This window comes from Arthrobacter sp. B2I5, assembly GCF_030816735.1.
Classification (GTDB): domain Bacteria; phylum Actinomycetota; class Actinomycetes; order Actinomycetales; family Micrococcaceae; genus Arthrobacter.
In genome coordinates, this window is record NZ_JAUSYF010000001.1 from 969,375 (window position 1) to 984,649 (window position 15,275).

General features: G+C 65.5%; 13 protein-coding genes, 1 tRNA gene and 1 pseudogene. 8 read left to right on the plus strand and 7 right to left on the minus strand.

All coding sequences use genetic code 11. The features are described from left to right. Window positions 1-18: 18 nt before the first annotated feature. The 4 genes from QFZ60_RS04615 to QFZ60_RS04630 all read left to right on the plus strand — a co-directional run bounded on the left by QFZ60_RS04615 (window position 19) and on the right by QFZ60_RS04630 (window position 4,764). Complete coding sequence (locus QFZ60_RS04615; RefSeq protein ID WP_142032188.1) at window positions 19-1,542, plus strand: aldehyde dehydrogenase family protein; 1,524 nt, start codon at window positions 19-21, stop codon at window positions 1,540-1,542. Window positions 1,543-1,594: 52 nt separating this feature from the next. Then, window positions 1,595-2,617, plus strand: coding sequence for an alcohol dehydrogenase AdhP (adhP, locus tag QFZ60_RS04620; RefSeq protein WP_307088605.1), 1,023 nt, complete (start codon window positions 1,595-1,597; stop codon window positions 2,615-2,617). Beyond that, entirely contained in the window at window positions 2,617-3,024 is a 408-nt protein-coding gene (locus QFZ60_RS04625) for a DUF779 domain-containing protein (protein ID WP_307088607.1), read from the plus strand. The genes adhP and QFZ60_RS04625 overlap by 1 nt, the downstream gene beginning before the upstream one ends. Window positions 3,025-3,198: 174 nt before the next feature. After that, complete coding sequence (locus QFZ60_RS04630) at window positions 3,199-4,764, plus strand: amino acid permease (RefSeq protein ID WP_307088609.1); 1,566 nt, start codon at window positions 3,199-3,201, stop codon at window positions 4,762-4,764. A 119-nt stretch (window positions 4,765-4,883) separates the two neighbouring features. Here the strand turns inward: QFZ60_RS04630 and QFZ60_RS04635 are convergent, their stop codons facing one another. From QFZ60_RS04635 to QFZ60_RS04645, 3 genes are all read right to left on the minus strand, one after another. Further along, the gene (locus QFZ60_RS04635) at window positions 4,884-5,519 is read right to left on the minus strand and encodes a DUF2461 domain-containing protein (RefSeq protein WP_307088611.1); all 636 of its coding nucleotides are present in this window, start codon (window positions 5,517-5,519) and stop codon (window positions 4,884-4,886) included. Between the two features lie 146 nt (window positions 5,520-5,665). After that, the gene (locus QFZ60_RS04640; RefSeq protein WP_307088613.1) at window positions 5,666-7,162 is read right to left on the minus strand and encodes a catalase; all 1,497 of its coding nucleotides are present in this window, start codon (window positions 7,160-7,162) and stop codon (window positions 5,666-5,668) included. Window positions 7,163-7,169: 7 nt separating this feature from the next. Next, window positions 7,170-7,655: a Fur family transcriptional regulator gene (locus QFZ60_RS04645; protein ID WP_307088615.1), complete on the minus strand. Its 486-nt coding sequence runs from the start codon at window positions 7,653-7,655 to the stop codon at window positions 7,170-7,172. An 80-nt stretch (window positions 7,656-7,735) separates the two neighbouring features. Between QFZ60_RS04645 and QFZ60_RS04650 the strand changes: the two are divergent. Together QFZ60_RS04650 and htpX are read left to right on the plus strand one after the other, a co-directional pair. Next, window positions 7,736-8,870, plus strand: a pseudogene (locus QFZ60_RS04650) (MFS transporter). Window positions 8,871-8,898: 28 nt separating this feature from the next. Beyond that, window positions 8,899-9,765, plus strand: coding sequence for a zinc metalloprotease HtpX (gene htpX / locus QFZ60_RS04655; protein ID WP_307088617.1), 867 nt, complete (start codon window positions 8,899-8,901; stop codon window positions 9,763-9,765). 17 nt (window positions 9,766-9,782) lie between these two features. On the opposite strand, the gene efeB is transcribed toward htpX, so the two are convergent. The 4 genes from efeB to QFZ60_RS04675 form a co-directional block, all read right to left on the minus strand. Then, window positions 9,783-11,159, minus strand: coding sequence for an iron uptake transporter deferrochelatase/peroxidase subunit (efeB, locus tag QFZ60_RS04660; protein WP_307088619.1), 1,377 nt, complete (start codon window positions 11,157-11,159; stop codon window positions 9,783-9,785). Next, on the minus strand, window positions 11,156-12,352 hold the full coding sequence (efeO, locus tag QFZ60_RS04665) for an iron uptake system protein EfeO (protein ID WP_307088621.1): 1,197 nt from the start codon (window positions 12,350-12,352) through the stop codon (window positions 11,156-11,158). Before efeO ends, efeB begins: the two co-directional genes overlap by 4 nt. A gap of 38 nt (window positions 12,353-12,390) precedes the next feature. After that, a complete protein-coding gene (gene efeU / locus QFZ60_RS04670) occupies window positions 12,391-13,251 on the minus strand; it encodes an iron uptake transporter permease EfeU (RefSeq protein ID WP_307088624.1) in 861 nt (286 codons plus the stop codon). A 228-nt stretch (window positions 13,252-13,479) separates the two neighbouring features. Continuing rightward, window positions 13,480-13,971: a YajQ family cyclic di-GMP-binding protein gene (locus tag QFZ60_RS04675; protein WP_142032167.1), complete on the minus strand. Its 492-nt coding sequence runs from the start codon at window positions 13,969-13,971 to the stop codon at window positions 13,480-13,482. A gap of 186 nt (window positions 13,972-14,157) precedes the next feature. Between QFZ60_RS04675 and QFZ60_RS04680 the strand changes: the two genes are divergently transcribed. Both QFZ60_RS04680 and QFZ60_RS04685 read left to right on the plus strand, forming a co-directional pair. Then, window positions 14,158-14,412 carry a hypothetical protein gene (locus QFZ60_RS04680; RefSeq protein WP_142117312.1) on the plus strand — a complete coding sequence of 85 codons (255 nt, stop codon included), beginning with the start codon at window positions 14,158-14,160 and terminating at the stop codon, window positions 14,410-14,412. 168 nt (window positions 14,413-14,580) lie between these two features. Then, window positions 14,581-14,662: transfer RNA gene (locus QFZ60_RS04685), tRNA-Tyr, on the plus strand. Window positions 14,663-15,275: the final 613 nt, after the last annotated feature.

A 15,275-nucleotide genomic window follows, 5' to 3' on the forward strand; every position in this document is an offset into this window, starting at 1 on the left:
AGCAAAGGAGCTAAGCACATGACCGTTTACGCACAGCCGGGAACCGACGGTTCGAAGGTCACCTTCAAGGACCGGTACGAAAACTGGATCGGCGGCGAATGGGTGGCCCCCGTCAAAGGGCAGTACTTCGAGAACATCACCCCGGTGACCGGTAAGGCGTTCTGCCAGGTGGCCCGCGGCACGGCGGAGGACATCGAGCTGGCCTTGGATGCGGCGCACAAGGCGGCACCGTCCTGGGGCAAGACCTCCGCCGCGGAACGCGCCGCGATTCTGAACAAGATCGCCGACCGCATTGACGAGAACCTGGAAATGCTCGCCGTCGCCGAAACCTGGGACAACGGCAAGCCGGTCCGGGAAACCCTCAACGCCGACCTGCCGTTGGCCGCGGACCACTTCCGCTACTTCGCCTCGGCAGTCCGCGCCCAGGAAGGCAGCCTGTCCCAGCTGGACGAGAACACCACCGCCTACCACTTCCACGAACCCCTGGGCGTGGTGGGCCAGATCATCCCCTGGAACTTCCCCATCCTCATGGCCGTCTGGAAGCTTGCGCCCGCGCTGGCGGCTGGAAACACGGTGGTGCTCAAGCCCGCCGAGCAGACCCCAAGCTCCATCCTGGTGCTCGTGGAACTCATCGGGGACCTGCTGCCCGCGGGCGTGCTGAATGTGGTCAACGGCTTCGGCGTGGAGGCCGGCAAGCCGCTGGCGTCCAGTTCCCGGATCCGGAAGATTGCCTTCACCGGTGAGACCACCACCGGCCGGCTTATCAGCCAGTACGCCAGCCAGAACCTCATCCCCGTCACCCTGGAACTGGGCGGCAAGAGCCCCAACATCTTCTTCAACGACGTGGCCCAGGACAACGACGCGTTCTACGACAAAGCCCAGGAGGGGTTCGCGCTGTTCGCCTTCAACCAGGGCGAGGTCTGCACCTGCCCGTCCCGCGCGCTGATCCAGGAGGACATTTACGACTCCTTCATGGCGGACGCCGTGGCCCGGGTGGAGAAGATGGTCCAGGGCAACCCGCTGGACACCGATACCCAGGTGGGTGCACAAGCCTCCAACGACCAGTTGGAGAAGATCCTGTCCTACATCGACATTGGAAAGCAGGAAGGCGCCAAGGTCCTCACCGGCGGCGCCCGCGCAGAACTTCCGGGCGACCTTGCGGGCGGCTTCTACGTCCAGCCCACCGTGTTCGAGGGCCACAACAGGATGCGGATCTTCCAGGAGGAGATCTTCGGGCCCGTGGTGGCGGTGACGAAGTTCAGCGATTACAACGACGCGATGGGCATCGCCAACGATACCCTCTACGGGCTGGGCGCCGGTGTCTGGTCCCGCAACGGCAACGTGGCCTACCGGGCAGGCAGGGAAATCCAGGCCGGCCGTGTCTGGGTCAACAACTACCACGCCTACCCGGCCGGAGCTGCCTTCGGCGGCTACAAGTCATCCGGCATTGGCCGTGAAAACCACGCCATGATGCTGGACCACTACCAGCAGACCAAGAACCTGCTGGTCAGCTACGACGAAAACAAGCTGGGCTTCTTCTAAACCCAGCTGCAGAACCTATCCCAACCCAGCTACAACGAAGCAAGGATCGCCAATGACGACGACAATGCAAGCAGCCGTAGTAACCGAATTCGGCAAGGACCTCCAGGTCCAGACCCTCAACGTCCCCACGCCCGGACCCGGGCAGGCGCTGGTCAAGGTGCTGACCACTGGCGTTTGCCACACCGACCTCCACGCAGCCGAAGGGGACTGGCCGGTCAAGCCCACCCCGCCGTTCGTTCCCGGCCACGAGGGCGTGGGGGAAGTGGTGGCACTGGGCGACGGCGTCACCGACCTCCAGGTTGGAGACCTGGTGGGCAACGCCTGGCTCTGGTCCGCCTGCGGTGACTGCCAGTATTGCCGCACCGGCTGGGAGACCCTCTGCGAAGCCCAACAGAACGGCGGCTACAGCGTGGACGGCTCCTTCGGCGAGTACATGCTGGTGGACTCCCGCTTCGCGGCCCGCATACCGGCGGGATCCGACCCCGTCGAGGTGGCGCCGGTACTCTGCGCCGGCGTCACCGTCTACAAGGGCCTGAAAATGACCGAGGCCCGGCCGGGCCAGTGGGTCACCATCTCCGGCATCGGCGGACTGGGGCACATCGCCGTCCAGTACGCCGTCGCGATGGGCCTGCGGGTCGCCGCCGTTGACGTTGCCGACGACAAGCTGGCCCTGGCCAGGGCCCATGGGGCCGAAGTGACGGTCAATGCCCTGCACGAAGATCCGGTGGAGGTCATCCAGCGTGAAACAGGAGGGTGCCATGGAGTGCTGGTTACGGCGGTGCATCCGTCAGCATTCGGGCAGGCCATCGGCATGGTCCGCCGTGGCGGCACCATCGTTTTCAACGGCCTGCCGCCGGGGGACTTTCCGGCACCGATCTTCGAGATTGTGCTCAAGGGACTGACCGTCCGCGGCTCCATCGTGGGCACCCGGCAGGATATGGAGGAAGCCCTGGACTTCTACGCGCAGGGCAAGATCCATCCCACCGTCTCCGTCCGGGAGCTTTCCGAGGTCAATGCCGTCTTCGACGAGATGAAGCACGCCAAGATCGACGGCCGCGTGGTGCTGAGGTTCTGATGCCCGAACATGGGATCGATGCCGCCGTGACGCTGCCCGGGGAAGACTTTTCCCGGGTGGCGCTCACGCCGGCGGCCGTGGACCTATTGCGGATGCTCTGGGACCGGCATGGACCGCTCATGTTCCACCAGTCCGGCGGCTGCTGCGACGGGTCCTCGCCCATGTGTTACCCGGCCGGGGACTTCATCACCGGGGATTCGGACGTCCTGCTGGGGCTGTTCGACCTGTCCGACGGGCTGCAGCCCCTGCCGCTGGAGTTCTGGATGTCCCGGGAGCAGTTCAATTACTGGAGCCACACCCACCTGACCATCGACGTTGTCCCAGGCCGGGGGAGCGGCTTTTCGGTGGAAGCCCCGGAGGGCAAACGCTTCCTGATCCGGTCCACGCTGATGGACTGGCCCGCCTAGCAAGTTCGACGTATAACCTCTCGGGGCTCTCCATTCGGAGGGCCCCGAGTGCGTTGGCAGAAGAATATTCGGCATTCTGGGCGTCTCACTATTCGGGACGATTGGGGCCGTCCAGTGGATGGACACTATCGTTGATAGGTCTGTTTCCCTCACAAATCAGGATTGTGACCCCTTATGAATCTTCTGCGGACAAAATCCATCGAGCAGTCGATTGCCGACGCCGATGAGCCCGGACGAAAGCTCAAGCGTTCCCTCAGCACCTGGGACCTCATGATCATGGGCGTCGCCGTTGCTGTCGGCGCCGGTATCTTCTCCGTAGGCGCCAAGGCCGCTGCCAACTTTGCGGGCCCCGCCGTTACCGTCTCCTTCGCCATCGCCGCCGTCACGTGCGCGCTGGCCATCATGTGCTACGCCGAGTTCGCCACTGCCATCCCCGTGGCCGGCTCGGCCTATGTCTTCACCTACGCCACCATGGGTGAACTCCTTGCCTGGATCATCGGCTGGAACCTGATCCTGGAACTGTTCACAGCAGCCGCCGTCATTGCCAAGTACTGGGGCATCTACCTCAGCAAGGTGTTTGCCCTGACGGGCCTGGACGTCCCGCCGGCCATTTCGCTGGGCGGCGTGGACCTCTATTGGGGTGCCTTCCTGATCGTGGCCATCTTCACCGTGCTGCTGGTGCTGGGCACCAAGCTGTCCGCCCGTGTGGGCAACATCTTCACCCTGATCAAGATCGGCGTGGTGCTGTTCGTGATCGTGGTGGGCTTCACCTACGTGAAGGTGGAGAACTACAGCCCGTTCGTTCCCGCCGCCGAGCCCACGGCAGGCACCGGCGCCGCGGACGTCCTGAAGCAGTCCTTCTTCGGCTTCCTGACCGGTGCAGCGCCCGCGCAGTACGGCACCATGGGCATCTTCGCCGGCGCCGCCCTCGTGTTCTTCGCCTTCATCGGCTTTGACGTGGTGGCCACCTCCGCCGAGGAAGTCAAGAACCCGCAAAAGACCCTGCCCCGCGGCATCTTTGGCGGACTGGCCCTGGTCACGCTGCTCTACATCCTGGTTTCCCTGGCCCTGACCGGCATGGTGTCCTACACCCAGCTTGCCGAGGCCAAGAGCCCCACCCTCACCACTGCGTTCGAGGCCGTGGGCGACACATCCGCCGCCAAGGTCATCGCCTTCGGTTCCCTGGTGGGCCTGACCACCGTCATCATGGTGCTCCTCATGGGCCTGTCCCGCGTGGTGCTGGCCATGAGCCGCGACGGCCTGCTGCCCCGGTCGCTGTCCAAGACCAGCGACAAGCGCTCCACGCCGGCGCGCCTCCAGATCATCTGCGGCGCCGCGGTTGCCCTGGTGGCAGGCCTCACCAATGTGGACCTGCTCGAGGAAATGATCAACATCGGTACGCTGTCCGCGTTCGTGGTGGTGAGCCTGGGCATCCTGGTGCTCCGCAGGAAGCGCCCGGACCTGAAGCCCGCTTTCCGCGTCCCGTTCGGCAAGGTGCTGCCCATCGTTTCCGCAGTGCTCTGCCTGTACCTGATGACCAACCTGGCCGTGGAGACCTGGATCTTCTTTGCCATCTGGCTGGTCATCGGCCTGGCCATCTACTTCGCCTACGGACAACGGCACTCCCGGCTCAACGAGCGCTTCGCCGAAGCCAGCGTGTCCGTTAACGGCGCACCCGCTGCAGCCAGGACCGAAGCAACCAGTGAGCGTGACGACGAGGACGAGCTGAGCCGCACCTGACGGCCCGCCACTCCCGCTGTTGAACTGCCCGCCCGGCCTCTGCCGGGCGGGCAGCCGCGTTTAAAAGCAACCTGTGTTTCCTGCGGATTCCGGTTACAGCGGCTCTGCGTCCCGGCGATTCAGGGTGCGGCATAGCGGCCCACCCATTCAATGAGCGGTCGGAGCTGCCGCCACCTGCCCGCGATTTCCTCCGCGGCTGCTTCCGTGGAAATCCACTCCGCCCGGCCCAGGTGGGACCCGCTGTACAGGGTCTTGTACTTGAGGAGTTCCGCCCGTGGATGGTCCCTGTCGAAACCGCGGGGAACGGTCTTGAGTTTCTCTCCGTCAATACTGAACCCGGCCGCCGCAATAGTGTCCACGATCTCCTGCAGTGCGGCGCCGCTTCCGGAGGCATCGGCTGCCGCCCGGAACCTGGCCAGCTGTGCCGGCGTGTGCGAGCGGTAGCCGCCTCCCACCAGCAGCCCGTCTGCGCTGACCTGCAGGTAGTAGCCCACGCCTTCCTGCCGGGTGGCGAACGCGCCCTGTGCCGTTTTGTAGGGTGACTTGTCCTGCGAGAAGCGGACGTCACGGTAGGGCCGGAACAGTCTGGCTGGGCCAAACTCGGGCTCAAGCTGCGCGAGGAGCCCGGCGATAGGTTCCTTCACGGCCCTGTCGTAGGTGTCCTTGTGCGCAAGCCACCACTCGCGGTTGTTGTTGTCCTCCAGTTCCTCATAGAACCGGAAGGCTTCCGGGGGAATGCCTGAAAATGTGTCCATGAACGGAGCCTAGGACGGGTGCCGGGAGCGGGACAGGGGTCCTGGGCCGTATGTGTAAAAAGACGAATGTGCAAAAGTGCCGGGACCGAAAAGACCACCCCGCCACGAATCCGTGGCGGGGTGGTCTTTCAGTTCAACCGGCAGGGTCAGCCGATCTTGTTGGCTGCCTCTGCGTCGGAGGTCGGTGCGGACGGAGCAGCGACGGCACCGAGGTTGGCGCGCAGCTTGGCGCCGAGTTCGGCGTCAACGTTGGTCCAGTACTGGATGGCGCGTTCCTTGATGCCGGGGCTCTTGACGCCGCCCACGGCACCGGTGATGGTCTCCAGGAAGCGGGCCTTGGCTGCCTCGTCGTAGACCTCGCGGTACAGGGCGCCGGCCTGGACGAAGTCGCTGTCCTCGGCGTGGAGGGAGTGCGCGGCGAGGGTCAGCTCGCCGTCGTTCTCCCAGCCGCCGGCCGGGTTCTGCGGCTCAACGGCAGCCGGGCCGCCCACCGAGTTCGGGGCGTAGACCGGAACCGAGGGGGCGTTGAACAGGAAGCGCCCCTGGCCGTCCTGGCTGTAGTTGTTGACCTGGTTCCTGGGCTGGTTCACCGGGATCTGCGCGTGGTTGGTGCCCACGCGGTAGCGGTGTGCGTCCGCATAGGAGAAGATGCGCGCCTGCAGCATCTTGTCCGGCGAGGCTGCGATGCCGGGCACGAAGTTCGACGGCGCGAATGTGGCCTGTTCGATCTGCGCGAAGTAGTTCTCCGGGTTCTTGTTCAGCTCCATGGTGCCCACCTTGATCAGGGGGTAGTCCGCATGCGGCCACACCTTGGTCAGGTCGAACGGGTTGAAGCGGTAGGTCTTGGCGTCCTCGTACGGCATGACCTGGACGTGCAGGTCCCAGGACGGGAAGTTGCCGGCCGAGATGTTCTCGGACAGGTCGCGGATGTAGAAGTCGGCGTCGGAGCCGGCCAGCTGTTCAGCCTGCTCCGAGCTCATGGAGTTCACGCCCTGGTTGGACTTGAAGTGGTACTTGACCCAGAAGCGCTCACCGGCTTCGTTGATCCACTGGTAGGTGTGCGAGCCGTAGCCCTGCATCTCGCGCCAGGAGGCCGGCAGGCCACGGTCACCCATGAGCCAGGTGACCTGGTGGGCGGACTCGGGGGACAGGGTCCAGAAGTCCCACTGCATGTCGGCGTCGCGCAGGTGCGTGCCCGGCAGGCGCTTCTGGGAGTGGATGAAGTCCGGGAACTTGATGCCGTCGCGGATGAAGAAGACGGGGGTGTTGTTGCCCACGAGGTCGTAGTTGCCCTCGGTGGTGTAGAACTTCACGGCGAAGCCACGGGGATCGCGCCAGGTGTCCGGGGAGCCGTTCTCGCCGGCGACGGAGGAGAAGCGGATCAGCATTTCGGTTTCGACGCCCGGCTGCAGGAACGCGGCCTTGGTGTACTTGGAGATGTCCTCGGTGGTCTTGAACGTGCCGAATGCACCGCCGCCCTTGGCGTGCACTACGCGCTCCGGAACCCGCTCGCGGTTGAACTGCGCGAGCTTCTCAATGAGGTAGTGGTCGGTCAGGATGATGGCACCATCGGCACCAACTGACTTCGAGTGAGCGTCGGACGTAACCGGCGCACCTGACTGGGTTGTGGAAACGGCAGTCATTGTTCTCCTATTTCTCTTTTTCTTGCGAGGGACTGTGGGAAGGAAGTTGCTGGGCCTGCTGGCACTCCTGGCAGATGCCCTGGTACATGACGTCCGCGATCTGGATGGTCATGGGTTTGGCGTCCGGGTTCCAGTGGGGCGTGAGGCAGGGGGCGTGGCCGACGGCGCAGTCCACGTCCTCCACGCGGCCGCAGCTGATGCAGATGGCGTGATGGTGGTTGTCGCCCACGCGCGTTTCATACAGGGCGGGGGAGTGGGGCGGCTCAAAGCGCCGCAGCATGTGCAGGTCCGTCAGGTCGCCGAGGACAACGTAGACGGACTGCGCCGTCAGTTCCGGCAGTTCGGCCCGGGCGGCGGCAAGGATGCTTTCGGCAGCGGAATGCGGGTGGCGTTCGACGGCGGCCAGTACAGCCAACCGCTGCTTGGTCACCCTGCGTCCGTGGGCGCGCAGGGCTGCAGCCCATGCGTCCTGGCCGTCAAAGTGCTCCATCATGGCTCCATTGAAACACTTATTTTGAGCAACTCACAATAAGGTGCGGCTTACCTCATCGTGTCGCCCATTACTGTTACGGGGTGGGGAAATTACTTGCCGATGTCACGCCGCTCAGGGAAAGCCCCGCATTCCGCCGGCTGTGGCTCGGATCAGCAGTGTCCGCCGTCGGCAGCCAACTCACCCTGGTGGCCGTAGGCCTCGAGGTATACCGCCTGATGCAGGACAGCTTCTATGTGGGCCTGCTGGGCATCTTCGCGCTGGTTCCCCTGGTATTCGGTGGACTGATGGGCGGCTCCATCGCCGATGCCCATGACCGGAGGCGGATTGCCCTGCTGGCCACCACCGTGCTGTGGCTGACCACCGGCCTGATCGCGCTGCAGGCCTGGGTGCAGCTGGGCAACGTGTGGGTGCTGTACCTGCTGGTGGCGCTGCAAAGCGGGGCCCAGGCCATCAACCAGCCGGCCCGCACGCGCCATCATCCCCATGCTCATCCGCAAGGAACTCCTGCCGGCCGCCAACGCGCTGAGCATGCTGTCCATGGGCCTGGCCATGACCGCGGGTCCACTCCTGGCCGGCCTGCTGGTGGCGTGGATCGGATTCGGCTGGACCTACACCATCGACTTCGTGAGCTTTGCCTTCGTCCTGTGGGCGGTCTACCGGCTCCCACCCGTGGCACCCACCGGGGGCCACGGCAAGGCGGGGATCCGCTCCGTCATCGAGGGGTTCCGGTTCCTCGGCACGCGGCCCAACCTCCGCATGACCTTCATCATCGACCTCGTGGCCATGATCCTTGCCCAGCCACGGGCGCTGCTGCCCGCCGTCGCGGCCCTCATGATCGGCGGCGGCGAGGCGACGGTGGGCATCCTGCTGGCCTGCACCGCCGTCGGCGCTTTCCTGGCCGGCCTTTTCTCCGGGCCGCTGGGCAGCGTGCGCCGCCAAGGGACCGCCGTCGTTATTTCCGTGATGGGCTGGGGTGCCTCCATCGGGGCGTTCGGCCTTGTGGTGCTGCTGGCCGGCCCCGCGCCGGGCGGTGCAGTGACCCTGTGGCTCCTGCCCGCAGCCATTTGCTGCGGCCTGGCCGGCGGCGCCACCAGGATCCTGAATGAGGGCTGGGTCCTGCTGCTGGGCGGAGTGCTGTGCATCGCAGGGGCGTGGCTGGCGGCGAAACTCCAGCCGGGTTTCCGGACGTACGATGCGAGGAACCCGGTACCCTAGCGGGCCGTTCCTTTACTGAGGAGGAAACGTGCACAAACATCACAACGGACTGAAAACCGCGGCACTGTTCGGGGTGCTGTGGGCGGTACTGCTGGGCCTTGGCGGGCTCATCGGCGTGGGGACCCGCAGCTCCGCGCCCATCTGGATCATGGCCCTGATCGGCGTCGGTACCACCTTCTACGGCTACTGGAACAGCGACAAGATCGCCATCCGGTCCATGCAGGCCGTCCCGGTGTCCGAAGCGCAGGCACCGCAGCTCTACCAGATTGTCCGCGAGCTTTCGATGCGCGCCAACCAGCCGATGCCGCGCATCTATGTTTCGCCCACCATGAATCCCAATGCGTTCGCCACCGGCCGCAACCCCCAAAACGCTGCCGTCTGCTGCACCGAGGGCATCCTGCAGCTCCTGGACGCCCGCGAGCTCCGCGGCGTCCTGGGGCACGAACTCATGCACGTCTACAACCGGGACATCCTCACCTCATCCGTGGCTGCCGCCGTCGCCGGTGTCATCACCTCGGTGGGGCAGATGCTGCTGTTCTTCGGCGGCGGTGACCGGCGCAACGCCAACCCCCTGGCCATGATCGCCATGGCCCTGCTGGCGCCCTTCGCGGCGTCGCTGATCCAGATGGCCATCTCCCGTACCAGGGAGTACGACGCCGACGAGGACGGTTCGCAGCTCACCGGCGATCCGCTGGCGCTCGCCTCAGCCCTGGCCAAGATCGAGCGCGGCGTCAGCATTGCACCGCTGCCGCACGACCAACGGCTGGTGAACGCCTCGCACCTGATGATCGCCAACCCGTTCCGTGGCGGTGCCATGAACAAGCTGTTCGCCACGCACCCGCCCATGCGCGACCGGATCGCCAGGCTGGAGCGGATGGCGGGCCGGCAGCCGTAGCAACTCCGGGCGAACTCTTAGGTGAAGAGTCCTTCGCCGATGTAGCCGCCCGGCTTCACGCCGCCGGGGACCGCGAAAAGCCCGGAACCGGTGTGCTTCAGGTACTCGACGGCCAGGGTGTCGCCTTTCGCCATGGCCATCTGCATGGGGACGTAGTGCGTCCGCGGATCGGTGACGAAGGCGATGAAGAACAGCCCGGCGTCGAGATGGCCTACGCCGTCCGAACCGTCCGTGTAGTTGTAGCCGCGGCGCAGCATCTGCACACCGTTGTTGTGGCTGGGGTGGGCCATCCGGACATGCGAGTCCAGCGGAATGAGGGGTTTGCCGCCCTTGCCCTGCCGGTTAAAGTCCGGGTCTGTGAACTCCTCGCCGCCGGACAGCGGGGCTCCTGTGCCCTTGGTTCTGCCGACCAGGGCCTCCTGCTCGCCCAGTGAGGTGCGGTCCCAGATTTCGATGTGCATCCGGATCCGGCGCGCCACCAGGTAGCTGCCGCCGGCCATCCAGGCGTCCTGGGGCCGCGCTGCCTGGGCCCACACGTGCTGGTCCAGCAGCTGCGCATCCTCCACCTTGAGGTTGTTGGTGCCGTCCTTGAACCCGAACAGGTTCCGCGGGGTCTGCTGCGCGCGGGACGTGGATGATGTCCGGCCAAACCCGAGCTGGGACCAGCGGACCCGGACCTTCCCGAATCCGATCCTGGCCAGGTTCCGGATGGCGTGCACCGCCACCTGCGGATCATCCGCGCAGGCCTGGACCACCAGGTCACCGCCGCTGCGCCCGGGGTCCAGGTCATCGCCGGGAAAATGCGGCAGGTCGATCAGCGCCTCGGGCCGGCGGCCGTCCAGGCCGAAACGGGCCGCACCGTCCTTTTCGAAGAGGCCCGCCCCGAATCCGAAGGTCAGGGTCAGCTTTCCGGCATTCAGGTCCAGCGCTTCGCCCGTGTCCTCGGGCGGGGCGCCGTACGGTCCGTCCACGGCACCTGTTGCCCCGGCGGGACGGCCCTGGGTCAAGGCCTCCGCAGCCTCGGTCCAGTCCTTGAGCAGCTGGATCAGTTCGTCCCGCTTGGTGGTGGTGACTTCGAACGCTGCCATATGCAGCCGGTCCTGTGCCGCTGTGGTGATGCCTGCCTGGTGGTCACCGTGGAAGGGGACCACCAGGCTGTCGGCAGCCGGCGGCGCGGCGGAGGCGGCCACGGCGTCGTGGCCCAGGAAGCCGGCGGCGAGGCCGGCGGCCGCACCGCCCAGTCCGGCAATCCCAAACAGGCCGCGCCTGCTCAGGCGCGCTCCCGCCGTCGGCTGTTCCCTGTCCCTGCCATCAAGCGGCGGGTCAGTGGAAACGGCGGATCCGTCCGCCCCGGAGGCCTCCGGCGGACGGCCGCTGAACGGGCAGCCGGTCACAGGACCACGGCCGCCGTCAGCCGGGACAGCGGTTCCCCAAGCGCGTCCACCAGTGACGCGAGCCGCTGGACCTGTTCGGGGGCCAGCTTGTCATAGGAGGTGAAACCGGAGCCCTGGGCATGGGTGGCAAGTTCGGCCTGCAGGGCAGCGAACTTCTCATCCAGGGAGGCGGCCAGGGCTGCGTCCTTCTGCTGGAGGGCGGGCTTGAGGTTCTCAAAGGCGATGCGGGCACCGTCCACGTTCGCCTGGAAGTCCCAGAGGTCGGTGTGCGACCAGATTTCTTCTTCCCCGGTCACCTTTCCGGTGGCCACCTCGTCCAGAAGTTCCTTGGCGCCGTTGCCCAGCCCATCCGCCGTGAAGTCCAGGGTCTTGGTGCGCTCCACCAGGTCCTTGGTATCGGCCACCATGCGGTCGGCGATGGCGGACCGTTCGGCCGCCGTCATTGCGGTGTACTCCGCGGGCGGGAAGAGGTCCTTTTCGGCCCGGTGCCAGCCGGTCCATTCCTGGCCCGGTTCAAGGTCGGCCTCGCGGGCGTCGAGCTGCGGGTCCAGGTCCCCGAAGGACTCTGCCACGGGCTCAATCCGTTCCCAATGCTGGCGCGTTGTGGCATACAAGTCCCGGGCCTGCACGGTGTCGCCTGCCGCGAAAGCCGCGGCAAACTGTTCCGTGCCGCTGAGCAGCTGTTCGCTTTGGTCCTTTACGTAGGACGAGTACTGTGCGGTGGCAGTGTCCAGGAGGTGCTGGAAGTCCGCGTCCGCCGTCGGCTGGTTTCCGGACTGGGTGACCTCCAGGGCGCCCCTGATGCCGTCGCCTTCCATGCCGGGCTTGCACGCGGTGGTGTAGGTGCCGGCCGCGGCGGTGACCACCAGGTTGCGGGTCAGGCCCGGGCCAATGTTCTCCACTTCGCCCAGGATGCGAAGGCCGTCGGACGCCAGGAGGTAGAACTCGGTGACTTCGGTGCCTTCATTCTTCACCGAGAAGTTGAGGTTGCCGCTGGGCACACGGCCGGTGGACACCTTGCACTCGGTGTTGGAGCTGACAATCTCGATGGCGCCGCCCGAGGTGTCTGCCGCCTTGGTGTTATCCGTGCAGCCGGCAAGGAGCAGCGGGACGGCCACGACGGCGGCAGCGAGGCGTGCCTGCCTGTTCCGGAAAGCGAGGCGGGGTTTCTGGGGCAGGGAAAAGCCGGGCATGGGGAAGTCCTTTGAGTGCGGGGGCGGGGATGAGGGGGTTAGACGGCCGCTGCGGCCTTGACCCCAGCGTTGGTGCCGGACGGGGCGGGGCCGGCTGGGGCTTTGCGGTTGATGCGCAGGTAGAGGAACAGCACGGGCGCCACGTACAGGAGCCACGCGGCTGCCTCCAGCCAGGTGGTGGCCGGGGAGAAATTCAGGGTGCCCTTGAGCAGGGTGCCGTACCAGGACGACGGCGGGACTGCGCCGCTGATATCGAACGCCAGGGAGTGCAGCCCCGGAAGGAGACGGGCCTCCTGGAGGTCGTGGATGCCGTAGGACAGGACGCCGCCGGCGATGACGATCAGGGCCGCGCCCGTCCAGGTGAAGAAGCGGGAGAGGTTGACCTTGAGGACGCCCCGGTGCAGCAGGTAGCCCAGGCCGGCGGCAACTGCCAGGCCCAGCAGGGCGCCGACCAGCGGCTGGGTGGATTCGCCCGTGGCCTTGGCCGCGGCCCAGAGGAAGAGCGCCGTTTCGAGTCCTTCACGTCCCACGGCGATGGCGGCCACCACTGCCAGGCCCCAGCCGGCTCCGCCCGTGGACCTGTCAACGCGTGATTTCAGGTCACTTCCGAGCGTCCGGGCGGTGCGTGCCATCCAGAAGACCATCCATGTCACCAGGCCGACGGCGAGGATGGAGAGTCCGCCGCCGATCGCCTCCTGCGCCTCAAAGGTGAGCCCCTTGGGACCGAAGGTCAGGAGGGCACCAAAACCAACCGAAACGGCCACAGCCGCGGCAACGCCGGCCCAGAGCCGGGGGATGAGGTGGCGGCGGTCCGTCTTGGCCAGGTAGGCCATGAGGAGGACTACCACCAGGGTGGCTTCGAGTCCTTCGCGCAGGCCGATCAGGAAGTTGGCAGTCATGGATGTTCTTTCGCTCAGGTAAGCCTTACTTAGGCAGGCCTAAGGAAGAGGTTACCCGGCGCGCGCTATTACGCAAACTAAACGTGCGGTAATTGCGCGCAGGTTACTTTGGCAGCACGCGCCGGGTGAAGTACCTCCTGGCACGCAAAAGGCCGGCGCACGTGCTTCGGGTGCGCCGGCCTTAAAGCGCAGCGTGAATGGTGTGCCGGATTTGACGGCGGGGGAGGGCTAGCTGCGGAAGTTCACGAACTGCAGGTCGGCCTCGTCGAAGTCCTTTAGCAGCGCCATCACAGCCTGCAGGTCATCACGGGACTTGGAGGAAACCCGCAGTTCATCGCCCTGGATTTGGGACTTCACGGACTTGGGGCCCTCGTCGCGGATCAGCTTGTTGATCTTCTTCGCCAGGTCCTGGGCGATGCCTTCCTTAATGGATGCCTCCAGGCGGAACTCCTTGCCCGAGGCATAGGGCTCGCCGGCGTCCAGGGACTTCAGCGAAATTCCGCGGCGGATCAGTTTGGACTGCAGTACGTCCAGGACCGCCAGGACGCGCTCCTCGGAGTTGGCCTTCATGAGGATCTTCTCGCCGCTGAAGTCCACCTCGGCGCCGACGCCCTTGAAGTCGTAGCGCTGGGCGAGTTCCTTCTGGGCCTGGTTGAGCGCGTTGGCCACTTCCTGCTTGTCCACCTTGCTTACGACGTCGAACGTTGACTCGCCTGCCATGACTCTCCTTTGTTGATGGGAGCCCTGCGCGGGGACAGGGCCTGGATCACTGCCATCCAGCCTAATACGGATGCCCCGGGGGATGGGGGCCGCGCATTCACAGTTCCCTCTCAGCGGACGCATCGGCGGAACGAAGGAGCGCCGGCGAGAGTTGGAGCAGTTGTACCGCAGTCTGAAGGGAACACCATGCACCGCAAAGCCGCCCGTTACGTCACCCGGACCACCGCAGCAGCAGCCGGGGCGGTAGCCACGGCGGCAACCTCGGTGGCGGCGGCAGCAGTGGCCGCCTCCATCATCTTCAGCCCGGTGGCGGACGCTTCCTCCCGCATGGACGGGGTGCGGGCGGACCTGCAGCGGGCCGTGCAACTCAACCAGATCACCGAGGAGCAGGCCCTGAGCTTCGAAGCCAAGCTGGCCGGGCGCATCCTGGGCGAGGCGTGAACCCGCCGTTTTTCCGCGCCGTTCCAAGTCTTTTGCGGCAGTCCGGCGCCCGATTCGATTCTTCGGCGGAAGTTCTGTAAAGTTGTCTTGCCCGCGGTTACTGAAGCGGAACGGACCGGAAACGGACCCTTCCGAACACTGCATCGGCGGGTACTTCTTTTGAAGTTCGGCAGATTACCCGAGCGGCCAAAGGGGGCTGACTGTAAATCAGCTGGCAACGCCTACGGGGGTTCGAATCCCTCATCTGCCACCCTCCCGGATTTCCGGGAACATAGACCCGTTCGGATCTCTTCGGAGGTCCGGGCGGGTCTCTTTATTGCTTCGTGAGCACGGTTGTAAGCACGCCGCTGCGCTCCCACATTTTTGGTGAAGCGAACAGGAAGTCACGCCTAATCTGACGGTAGAAGAGATGCGGAAGGCGGATCCTCTTGGAGGTAGTTTCGGCCGGTAAAGTCTCCCAAGGCAAAGTAGCTTCGGCGGACAGGTATGGATCTGTACGGATGCAGGACCGACCTGCGAAATTGCATGTTGCTGGCGTTGGTTCACGTCGGTAACTTTGTGGAGGCGGCTTCCCATTTTCCCCCATTTGGGAGGACGTCCCAGAGAGGCCCCGCGGCGACCCCCAATGCCACGGGGCCTCTCGCATGGCTGGAAAGGGGGCGCTGGCCAGAGTCCGATCAAGCCTCCGGAACCACCAGGTTCCAGAGGCTTTTTCGTGCCCCTTTTCTTGTCTCCGGGGATGCTGTGGAGGCCGCCTGCAGACGCTGCCAATCCGCCGTCGACACCGTGTGGGTGCGGGCGTAGTCTGGCAGAATCGGCGCACCTGCCTCGATGCCCTGCGTCGATATTTCCATCGATGAAGG